This is a genomic window from Burkholderia sp. Bp9140 (assembly GCF_003853425.1).
In the GTDB taxonomy this organism is placed as follows: domain Bacteria; phylum Pseudomonadota; class Gammaproteobacteria; order Burkholderiales; family Burkholderiaceae; genus Burkholderia.
Genome location: NZ_QTPQ01000064.1, coordinates 21,676 through 32,269 on the forward strand (window position 1 = coordinate 21,676; position 10,594 = coordinate 32,269).

The window sequence follows — 10,594 nt, forward strand, 5'->3', positions numbered from 1 at the left end:
AATAACGGGTAGGCATATGACTGTATTTTTGACTGACACCAGGCAAGAAGTGATGGAAGTGTTGAAGGGCTAGGTCAAGTGTACGGCTTCGTGCAGGCTCGACCACGCAGCATTGACGTGCATCAACGTTGCGACCGTCCGGCTACTTACGATAGGCAGTGCACCCGTGAGCGGCGGCATGTCGTGGAATATCGAATAGAGGCGCGTCCGTGTCGACAAATTCTGCAGCAATCTCCGCGCGGCGCCGTCTGGCCCGCGCACTTCTGACGGCCGCACTGGCAATGAGCCTGCTTCCTCTCGCTGGATGCGGCTATAACGCCATCCAGACCGAGGACGAGCAGGTCAAGGCGAGTTGGTCAGAAGTGCTCAATCAGTATCAACGGCGTGCCGACCTTGTTCCCAACCTCGTCAACACGGTGAAGGGGTACGCGAACCAGGAAAAGGAAGTGCTCGTCAGCGTGACCGAAGCCCGGGCACAAGTCGGCTCGATTCGCGCCACACCCGAACTCATTGCCGACCCGCAGGCGTTCGCAAAGTTTGAAGCGGCGCAGGGGCAGCTCACGTCATCTCTGTCACGTCTGCTCGTGGTGTCCGAGAACTATCCGCAATTGAAGTCGGATGCGAACTTCCGCGACCTGCAGGCGCAGCTCGAGGGTACGGAAAATCGCATTGCCGTCGCGCGCAATCGATACATTCGCTCCGTCCAGACGTACAACACGACGGTACGTTCGTTCCCGAATAATTTGACTGCAAAGGCCTTTGGCTATCTGGAGCGACCCAACTTCTCGGTCAGCAACGAAGCCGAGATTTCCAAACCGCCGCGGGTCGACTTCGGCTCGACGCCGCCATCTGCAGGCGGGGCATCCAATTGAACGTGTTCCGAGTGGCGATGGCCGTCGTCTTGGCCTCATTTTTCCTGGGAGGAACCGGTGTTCGCGCGGACGTCTCGGTCCCGCCGTTGACGTCGCGAGTAACCGATGAAACCGGAACCCTGACCAGCGACCAGAAGGCTGGCCTTGAGCAGACGTTGAAAGCGTTCGAGGCGAACAAAGGAACGCAGATTTCGGTTCTCGTGGTTCCGACCACGGAGCCGGAAACCATCGAGCAGTATTCGATGCGAGTCGTCGAGCAATGGAAGCTTGGGCGCAAGAATGTCGACGACGGCGCGCTCCTGATTATTGCCAAGAACGACCGGACGCTTCGCATCGAGGTTGGATACGGCCTCGAAGGCGTGCTCACCGACGCGACGAGCAACCGCATCATCAACGAGGCGATAGTTCCACGGTTTCGAAACGGGGATTTCTACGGTGGCATCACCGCCGGCCTCGAGGGCATGATGCGCGTCACCAGCGGGGAGCAGTTGCCTCCGCCGCAGCGACGATCTCGGGCAAGCGACGGCGCCGGACGGTTGCTTCCGGTCCTCTTCCTCCTGACGGTCATGGCCGGTGGCCTGCTGCGTGCCATGCTTGGGAGACTGCCAGGAGCCGTCGTGACCGGCGGCGTCGTTGGGGTACTCGCATGGATTCTGTCGGGGGCGCTTTTTGTCGCCATCGCGGCAGGACTGATGGCGTTGCTCTTCACGTTGCTGGGTGGCGGGACGAGAGCCGCCGGCGGGCGCTTCATCGGCGGTAGCGGCGGGCATTTCGGTCGTGATTCGAATCGCGACATCTTTCGCGGAGGCGGCGGAGGCTTCGGCGGCGGTGGCGCATCGGGACGGTGGTGAGCATGGATCTGAAGCGCCTCTTCCGGCATCTTTTCACGACCCGCTGGCGGGTCGACAAGGCATTTCCACGGCGCACGCTTATCGCTATTGAAGAGGCTGTACGTGCCAGTCATCGCGCGCACGTGGGCCAGGTCAGGTTTGCTGTAGAGGGCGCGCTGCACATCGGCGCCGTGCTGACGGGCACATCTGCGAGGGATCGCGCCATCGAGGTCTTCTCGGACCTCCGGGTCTGGGACACGGAGCACAACAACGGCATTCTTATCTATCTGCTTCTTGCGGACCGCGACGTCGAAATTGTGGTGGACCGAGGCATACACGCCAAGGTGGATGGCAGCGAATGGGCGGCGATTTGCCAGGCCATGGAGGCTCATTTCCGGCAAGGCGATTACCGGTCCGGTGTTCTGCGAGGTATCGAGCAAGTTACCGAGCTGTTGAAAAAACACTTTCCGGCTCACGGTCCGCGGCGCGACGACCTTTCAAGTTCGCCCGTTGTGATGTGAGTCCTTGGCCTCGGCACGGGTTTTCCTGACGCGCCCGGTAAACGGGGCTTGCTGACGTCGCATGGTTTGAGTGACGAACTTTGCGGAGAATTCCGCCCGCTTGTCTTGCAAAAGGCAGGCCCTTGGTCTTTCGGCGCTTGCAGGCGCGCCGGCACCGTTTCCCTTCACCCCCCCCCCCGGTATGCGACAAGCGAAGCTGCCGCTTCGCACAAACGTACAAGACGCCTTTGAGTCGCGACACATATCCTCCATACAAATGCGCCGCCCATATTACCGTCTGACGACGGAGCAGGGTGCGGGCCGGACAGTTCGAGCCGGGTGGCGCGGCTGATCCATTACTTCATTGGCACCGGAGCATGCCGATGGTATCGATCGCGAAATCCAGCAAAGGTGAACAATGATGAGAGAGTCGTTGCGGACCAGGGTGGCAATCCTGGGATCGGGTGGTATCGGCGTCGACCTGATGTTCAAGGTAAAGGCGTCCCGCAATCTATCCCTGGCATTCGTTGTCGGCAGGAACGCCAATAGCGAGGGGTTGGGTATCGTGCGGGAGCATGGCGTGCCGACTTCCAGTGAAGGTCTGGATTTTCTCAGGGACAACGTCGATCAATTCGATATGGTGTTCGACGCGACATCGGCGGCGGCGCATGCAGTCAACAACCCGTTCTTCCTGCAATCCGGAAAGTTCGCGATAGATCTGACACCCGCAAAGCTAGGCCGGCTTTGCGTCCCTTCGATCAATCTGGAACATGTCGGTACGGCGCAAAACGTCAACCTGATCACGTGTGGCGGCCAGGCTAGCCTGCCGCTCGCGTATGCGCTGGCTCGAGCGGTCGACGGGATCGACTACATCGAAGTCGTGTCGACCATCTCGTCGCGCAGCGCCGGCACGGCTACGCGGGAAAACATCAACGAGTACCTGACGACGACGGAATCCGCGCTTGCATCGTTCACGGGGGCGGCGCGCACCAAAGCCATTCTGAATATCAATCCCGCCGAGCCTGGCATCAGCATGCAGACCACGTTGTACTCCACGGCCAGGTATCGGGATTTCGCCCGCGTGGAAGCCGGCATCAACGCGATGATCAAGCGGGTTCAGGCCTATGTGCCGGGCTATGAACTGGTCATGGGGCCGATGGAGAATCGCGGCCAGATTGTCGTCGGTCTGACGGTTCGCGGTAGCGGTGACTATCTGCCGAGCTATGCCGGCAACCTGGACATCATCAATTGCGCAGCCGTCGCGGTGGCGGAGCACAGGTACGCGCTCGCCAGATAAGGACTATCGTGTCAATTTTCATTAGCGATTCAACGTTGCGCGACGGCAACCACGCCATTCGCCATCAATTGACGGCGGAGCAGATCGCCGGATACGCAGCCGCGGCCGACGCGGCCGGAATAGACATCGTCGAGGTCGGGCACGGCAACGGGCTTGGAGCCTCGTCGAGCCTGCTGGGTCACGCCGCCGTCGATGACCGTACGATGCTGGCGATTGCGCGTGAACGTCTGAAATGCAGCCGTCTTGGGGTTCACTTCATTCCGGGATTCGGAAAGGCCTCCGATATCGACATGGCGCTGGACATCGGCGTGGACGTGATTCGGGTCGCGAGCCACTGTACCGAAGCGAATATCACTGCGCGTTTCATCGAGCAGACCAAGGCCGCCGGAAAGGAGGCGTACGGCGTACTGATGATGGCTCACATGGCGTCGCCGGAAGTGCTGCGGCAGCAGGCGCAGCTCATGGAGCGCTACGGCGCCGACGCAATCGTCCTGATGGACAGCGCGGGTTTCTCCAGTCCGGCCATGGTGCGCGACAAGGTGAGGTGTCTGCTCGACTATCTGGATGTCCGCGTGGGATTCCATGCACACAACAACCTCGGGATGGCCATAGCCAATACGCTCGTCGCGGTGGAGGAAGGCGCGACTGTCGTGGACGGCTGCTTCAAGGGGTTCGGAGCCGGTGCAGGCAATGCCCAGCTAGAAATCATGGTGGCAGTACTGGAGCGGCATGGCTACCCGATTTGCACGTCGTTCGACCTGGTTGGGCGCCTGTCCGCGGAAGTATCGGGTTTCCTGTGTCCGGAGACGCCGCATATCGATTCGGCGAATATCGCGAGCGGCCTGTATGGCCTGTTTTCCGGATATGTGCCGCACGTGCGGCGGGCGGCACAGCATTTCGACGTCGACGAATTCGAGCTTTATCGCCGGCTGGCGGATCGCCGGCTCGTTGCCGGGCAGGAGGACGTGATTACCGAGGAAGCGAGCAGGCTGGCGTCTTCGAAACGCATGTCGACGTTGCGGGAATTCACCGACGAGGTGGTCAAATAATGGCGACGTCGAGCGATTTCGAAGCCGGGCAGACGTTGGAGAGCACTGTGACGCGTCAGCAACTGGCGCATCAGCGATTCGAATACTGGGCCGCTGTGTATCCACAACGGACAGCGGTCGTTTGCGGCGAAGCCAGCATGACCTACAGCGAACTCAACGAGCGGGCGAACCGGTTTGCCAGGCTTCTGAGCGAGTTGGGGATCGGTGTGGGAGCGACGGTTGGCGTCTGTTTCTCGCCGCAAATCCACACCCTTACCTGTGTGCTGGCGATTCTGAAGTGCGGTGCCGCGTATGTTCCGCTGGATCCGTCCTATCCGGCAGAGCGCCTGACGGCAATGGTCGGTCAACTGGAAGCGATGAACTTCATCATTGTGTCCCATCAGACACGCGACCGGCTCAAGGATGCCGGCAAACAGTTGCTTACGCTCGACGACGTCCTGGCGCGGTCATTTGTCTATTCGACGGAAAACCTGGACGAGGATGTCGACGGCGGCGATCTCTGCTATGTCGTCTTCACATCCGGAACCACCGGCATTCCGAAGGCCGTCGGCGTCAGGCACAGCGGCTGGAGCAACCTGCTGCAATGGCTGGAATTCGAATATAGGCTCGATAGCCAATCCGCGAATCTGCTGGTCAGTGCATTCGGTTTCGATATCTCGCAACGCAGCCTGATGATGCCGCTTTATGTCGGCGCGGTCCTGTGCCTGATGGGCACCGAGCACTTCGATCCGAAACTGGCCGCGCGGCTGATCAAGCAGCATAGCGTGAGAACACTGCATCTCGCGCCCAGCACGTTATATCTGCTCATGGCGATCGCCGACGCGAACCGGTCGCTCGCTTCGCTGGAATACCTGTTCATCGGTGGTGAGGCGCTGTCGGCACAGAGAATCCGGCAGTGGTCGGTCGGCGCGGGCAAGCATTGCCGGCTCGTTCACCAGTATGGCGTCGCGGAGTGCACCGATGTCGCGACGTCATACGTAATGGGCAATGTCGCCGATTATATCGAGGGCGGCATTCCGATCGGGAAGCCGGTCGCCAATTGCTCATTGCTCGTGCTCGACGAGAAACTCGCCCCGATAGAAGACGATGAGATCGGCGAGATTTTCATCGGGGGGGCGGGCGTTGGCGTAGGGTATGTGAACAATGCTCAACTGACGGCAGAGAAATTCGTTCGCGTCAGGATCGACGGTAGCGACGTGCTGGCCTATCGAACCGGCGACTTCGCACGGCGCACGCCGACCGGCGAGTACATCTGCCTCGGCCGCCGCGATACCCAGGTCAAGATTCGCGGCATGTTGACCAATCTGACGGATATCGAACACGCGATCAAGCGTTCGTTTCCACATATCGTGGAAGCAGTCGTTCTTGCGTTGAGGGGCAGCACAGAAGACGGAAGCCTGCGGCTGGTTGCGTTTCTGCTGCGTGTAGCGGAAGACGTACCCGACACCCTGACACTCAAACGCACGCTTGCGACGAAACTGCCGAGACACATGGTTCCAGAGGATTTCATCGCGGTCGCGCAATATCCACTGACCCGAAACGGAAAAATCGACAAGCAGGCACTGGCAGCACAATGGGAGCGACCGTGACCTGATCGAGCGTCCAGTGTAACGGGATGTAGCGCATTGACTGTGATGTGCTGAATGGATAAGGGAATTGTCAATCTTTATAATAGGAATCCTAAATTATGGAATCTTGTCAGGAAATGTTTCAATCGACGACGGGCCTTGCCCAGAACGCGGTCATTCCGGACGACATCAAGGAGGACGTCGCCAGGTTCGAGCGCGACGGCTTCATCGGACCGATCAGGCTGTACGAGCCGCAGGAAGCGGCTGCGATGCTGCGCGCACTGCGCCAGGGGAATCAGGATCGGACGCACGTGCTATATGACAACGACATGAACTACGATCGTCATTTCGATATTCCCGAGCTGTCGCAGCACATCATGCACCCGACGATCCTGAAATACCTGAAGGGTATTCTGGGGCCGGACATCCTGTGCTGGCGGTCCGAATGGTTCGCCAAGTTTCCCGGTTCGGCGGGCACGGAATGGCATCAGGTTCGCGACTACAGCTACACGGACGGCAATCCGCTGATCGTTCCCACCGCGACCGACTGGAACGCCTTCATCGATCTGACCGTCTGGACGGCCTTTACACCGGCCACGCGTCGGACGGGCTGCATGCGCTTCCTGCCGGGTTCGCACTACAAGTACTACTACGACGAGAAGCGGAAGGTCGAGACTGGCCGGAACAGTCACTACAGCTATACGGAAACCGATACGGGGTTCTTCGGCTACAACTTTTCCGAATTCAAGGTCGATCCGTCGTGGGATCCGGAAAGCGCTGATCCGGTCGACCTGGAAATGGACGCGGGCGAGTGCGTGATTTTTACCGCCTCGTGCGCACATGCATCCCAGCCGAACTCGACCGAACGAGAAACGCGCCTGGCGATAACTAGCCGCTACGTGCCGACGCATGTCCGCGTTTATCCCGATCTGCTTTCATACACCGCACACGGCGAGACGTTCGATCTCGGCAACTATGCGGCAGTCCTTGTCTGCGGCGAGGAAACATACGGTCACAACAAGGTACGAACCGTCAACAATCGCGGCGAGGCGTTTTCGGCGCTCGCGCGTTAAAGAGGAGGAACTGGAAATGATGGACGCCATCCGGAAAATTTACGTCGAGGAGCTCAAGCTGCCTCAGTTCAAGGATTCCGACGATTTCTTCGATGTCGGCGGCCATTCGCTGATCATGGCATCCATTCAGCGTCGACTGAATGACGAACTCAAGCTCGATGTGGCGATGGATATGCTGTTTCGCTATCCGACGCTGGACGCGTTGAAATCGCACATCTTCGCAACGCCGTAACCGGACGCTTGTTACCTCACGGTAATGGAATAAATGTATGGAAACGAAATTCGCCTGTTTTCAGGATGTCGGCGACGACGGCGCACCATCGCTCTCTCAGCGACGCAACCGGCTATATGCGGAGTTTGTCCAGCGAGCGAAGAACATGGTGCTTATCCAGTCGGAGACGAAGGATCTGATCGCGCCGCTCAACACGCTGCTCGATGCAAACGTCCTCTTCTTCAATCGCGTTAGCGATGATCGGTTCGACATCTGTTACGGGCCGTCTTCGGCCGCCGCCAATACGTTGAGCAATTCGATTCCGCGCTGGTCGGACAAGATCGCTGCCCGAATCAAGAAGTCGCTGCGCAGTTCGAGTGGAGCGGTCTGCAAGCTCGAAGTCGACGGCAGTGACGAACATGTCGACGTATTCGTGACGGACTGGAGTTCGTGCACGGGGGCCTGCGCGCTGGCGTTGCACGCTTACCATCCGTTCGTCAGAACCATCCCGTATCACGGGGACAGCGGAAACTATTTCACCGGACGCTATGTGCGCAATCCGCTGACGGGTGATTTGATGTCGGTCTGGGTTGCCGATTGGGTCAAGCCCGACTTCGGCACGGGCGCTGTACTCGTCAACCCGGCACACAACCGGGCGGATCTCGAATTCGCTCGGCGGGTCGGGTTGCCGATCCGGTTCGCGTTGTCGCTGCAGCAGGACGTCGACGAGTATTCCCGTCCCGTTCCGCCGGTGCTGAAGACCGGGTTTGCCATTCGTACCGGTTTTCTGGACGGCAAGTGGGCAGACCAGGTTCATAACGAAACCCTGAACGTACTGTTGCGCAAGGGCGTGGCGATCCAGCACGAAGACAACCGGTTGCCGAGCCAGGTCATCGGGCGGATCGAATTGCTCGCCGAACGCGACGAATCCTGCCAGTTCTGGAACCGCCGCACCGGGGAGTTCGTTCTGGCGAACGGCGATGCGGCCGGCAATCCAGACATCGTTCCGGTACGTCTGACCTGTCATCCGGTGTTTCAGGCGGCCGTCACGGCAGTTCTGTTCAAGCCGGAGTACCTGCAAGTCGATTCGACCACGAGCAAGAATCACTTGATTGTTCTTGCGCCCCTGATCTATGACCTGGCGGGCCTTCAAGGCTTCGTGCCGCTTGAAATTCTCGAACCGGCGGAATACGCGGGCCAGCGGGACATCGACGACGCGATGAAGCTGGCGCTGTTGGTCGGCGAGGTGCCGGGCAAGGTGCTCGTCATTCGAAAGACGCTGCTGGAGCAGGTGGAGAGCTTCAGGAGCGGCGTGAAGGCGGTTCATACCAAGTTGGCGAAGGACGGGGAGGTGCCGCCAGTGGCGGTCTATACGGCGCTGGAAAGAGCCGATCCCGTCGGCGCCTTCAAGGAGCTTTATCACTGGCAAAAACGCATTCTCGGTACGGATTTGCCGGTCCATGCGGACCGCTATCTGTCGGTGCTGGGCACGCTTGGAGTCGAGAGTTTCGCTTAGATCAAGACAGGAGGGGGCATGGAGATTTTTCTTTACGCTTTCAGCGTGATGTACAGCCCGGGGCCCGTCAATGCGCTGGGACTCAATGCGGGTTTGACCGGGCAGATCCGGCGCACGGTCGGCTTTTTCGTCGGTGTCGGTATTGCGATGTTCAGCCTGCTGTTGATTTTCGGCTATACGGGGGAGGCATTGATATCGACGAAGTGGCTGCCCTATATCGCGCTGATCGGCGCGGTCTACACGTTCTATCTAGCGTTCAAGATGATGAAGTCGAATGTCGACACGAGCACGGGCATCAGAGACCGGGGTTCGTTGGGTCCGAACCTCACGTTCCTGAACGGGTTCATTATCCAGGCGCTCAATCCCAAAGGGATGCTGGTGGTGTTGCCGATCACGACCGTGATGTTTCCGTCGGCCAACATCCGCGGCGTGATGATCCTGATCGTATCGGCGCTGATAGCGGTCGGTGGGGCCGGTGCGCCAGGCGTCTACTCGGCGTTAGGGGTCGTCGTCGGCAAAAAAATCAAGAACGACGACTACTTCAATCTATTCAACCGATTGATGGGCATCCTGCTGGTCGCAGCTGGCGCCTTTATGTTTTACGACTTTCTCGAGGGTGTCAAACTGATCTGACCGACATGCATGATGAAACTCACTTCTGATCCTTTCGTTGCCTGGTCGGATGTGCCGCTTGAAACGCTGAACGAGTACATTCAGCGGCAGGTGGTGTCCGGAGATCAACTCATGCTCGCCATGCTTCATATGAAGGCCGGCGCATGGGTGGCGACCCATTCCCATCCCAATGAGCAATTCACGTACATCCTGAGCGGAAAGGTGTTGTTTCGGTACGGAAACGGCCTCGAACACAAGGCGATTGTTTCCGCCGGGGAACTTCTCCATATCCCGGCGGGTGTCCCGCACAACGCAAAATGTCTGGAAGACGCAATCGATCTGGATATCTTTACGCCGCCGAGGGCCGATTGGGATACGGACGGTGGGAACAACTATTTTTTAGCCGGTGACGCGTCGGCCAAACTCGAGATCAAGGGCGTATGAAAACCGCAAGCGGTCAGGGTCGGCGAAGATGGCTGGTTTCATCCGGCTCGGATATCACGGCATCGTCAAGATTGATCTGCTTTCCTTACGGTGGCGGGGGAGCATCCATTTACCGGAAATGGCAATCCGAGCTTGGCGATGCCGTCGATGTGTGCGCGGTACAACTCCCCGGCCGGGAAGGTCGTTTTGGCGAGACTGCATGTACAGACATCGACGAGCTACTGGAGCCGATGCTGGCGGAGATGCGCCCTCTGTTCGATCGACCGGTATTTCTATTCGGCTACAGCATGGGGGCTGCCATTGCGTACAAGCTGGCGGCTTATTGCCGCAAGAAGGGGATTGCGTTCGATCTGAGAGGACTCATTTGCTGCGCGAGAAAAGCGCCGGGCAGACAGCCGGGCCGCGATGCGCTGGCGCACTTGAGCGACGAAGCGTTCTTGCTGCACATCGCCCGTCTGGGGGGCGGGGAGGTTGAGGCGCTTTTCAGGAACAAGGACTTGCGCAGCATCGCCCTTCGATTGCTCAGGGCGGATTTCCTGCTGTCCGAACCTGTCCGCGTTTTTGTGGGCGAGGCGGTTGAACGGCACGTTATCCGCGCGCCTGCATAAATCGCTCTCCGAAC

General features: G+C 59.1%; 12 protein-coding genes. All 12 read left to right on the forward strand.

The window, feature by feature from the left end:
- Window positions 1–281 precede the first annotated feature (281 nt).
- Window positions 282–872 (forward strand): LemA family protein, encoded by a 591-nt coding sequence (locus DIE21_RS34910; RefSeq protein ID WP_124501901.1) that lies wholly within the window; start codon window positions 282–284, stop codon window positions 870–872.
- Window positions 873–889: 17 nt separating this feature from the next.
- A complete protein-coding gene (locus DIE21_RS34915) occupies window positions 890–1,723 on the forward strand; it encodes a YgcG family protein (protein WP_124501902.1) in 834 nt (277 codons plus the stop codon).
- A gap of 2 nt (window positions 1,724–1,725) precedes the next feature.
- The gene (locus tag DIE21_RS34920; protein ID WP_124501903.1) at window positions 1,726–2,223 is read left to right on the forward strand and encodes a TPM domain-containing protein; all 498 of its coding nucleotides are present in this window, start codon (window positions 1,726–1,728) and stop codon (window positions 2,221–2,223) included.
- A gap of 397 nt (window positions 2,224–2,620) precedes the next feature.
- Complete coding sequence (locus DIE21_RS34925; RefSeq protein ID WP_124501904.1) at window positions 2,621–3,499, forward strand: acetaldehyde dehydrogenase (acetylating); 879 nt, start codon at window positions 2,621–2,623, stop codon at window positions 3,497–3,499.
- A gap of 8 nt (window positions 3,500–3,507) precedes the next feature.
- A complete protein-coding gene (gene dmpG / locus DIE21_RS34930) occupies window positions 3,508–4,548 on the forward strand; it encodes a 4-hydroxy-2-oxovalerate aldolase (protein ID WP_124501905.1) in 1,041 nt (346 codons plus the stop codon).
- Window positions 4,548–6,137: an amino acid adenylation domain-containing protein gene (locus DIE21_RS34935; protein WP_124501906.1), complete on the forward strand. Its 1,590-nt coding sequence runs from the start codon at window positions 4,548–4,550 to the stop codon at window positions 6,135–6,137. Before dmpG ends, DIE21_RS34935 begins: the two co-directional genes overlap by 1 nt.
- Window positions 6,138–6,253: 116 nt before the next feature.
- On the forward strand, window positions 6,254–7,189 hold the full coding sequence (locus DIE21_RS34940) for a chlorinating enzyme (RefSeq protein ID WP_124501907.1): 936 nt from the start codon (window positions 6,254–6,256) through the stop codon (window positions 7,187–7,189).
- A 16-nt stretch (window positions 7,190–7,205) separates the two neighbouring features.
- Window positions 7,206–7,421, forward strand: a complete 216-nt coding sequence (locus DIE21_RS34945; protein WP_185642910.1) for an acyl carrier protein — start codon at window positions 7,206–7,208, stop codon at window positions 7,419–7,421.
- 37 nt (window positions 7,422–7,458) lie between these two features.
- On the forward strand, window positions 7,459–8,916 hold the full coding sequence (locus tag DIE21_RS34950) for a class I tRNA ligase family protein (RefSeq protein ID WP_124501909.1): 1,458 nt from the start codon (window positions 7,459–7,461) through the stop codon (window positions 8,914–8,916).
- 18 nt (window positions 8,917–8,934) lie between these two features.
- Window positions 8,935–9,549: a LysE family translocator gene (locus DIE21_RS34955; protein ID WP_124501910.1), complete on the forward strand. Its 615-nt coding sequence runs from the start codon at window positions 8,935–8,937 to the stop codon at window positions 9,547–9,549.
- A 9-nt stretch (window positions 9,550–9,558) separates the two neighbouring features.
- Window positions 9,559–9,972 (forward strand): cupin domain-containing protein, encoded by a 414-nt coding sequence (locus DIE21_RS34960; RefSeq protein WP_124501911.1) that lies wholly within the window; start codon window positions 9,559–9,561, stop codon window positions 9,970–9,972.
- Entirely contained in the window at window positions 9,969–10,580 is a 612-nt protein-coding gene (locus DIE21_RS34965) for a thioesterase II family protein (protein ID WP_124501912.1), read from the forward strand. The genes DIE21_RS34960 and DIE21_RS34965 overlap by 4 nt, the downstream gene beginning before the upstream one ends.
- Window positions 10,581–10,594 lie beyond the last annotated feature (14 nt).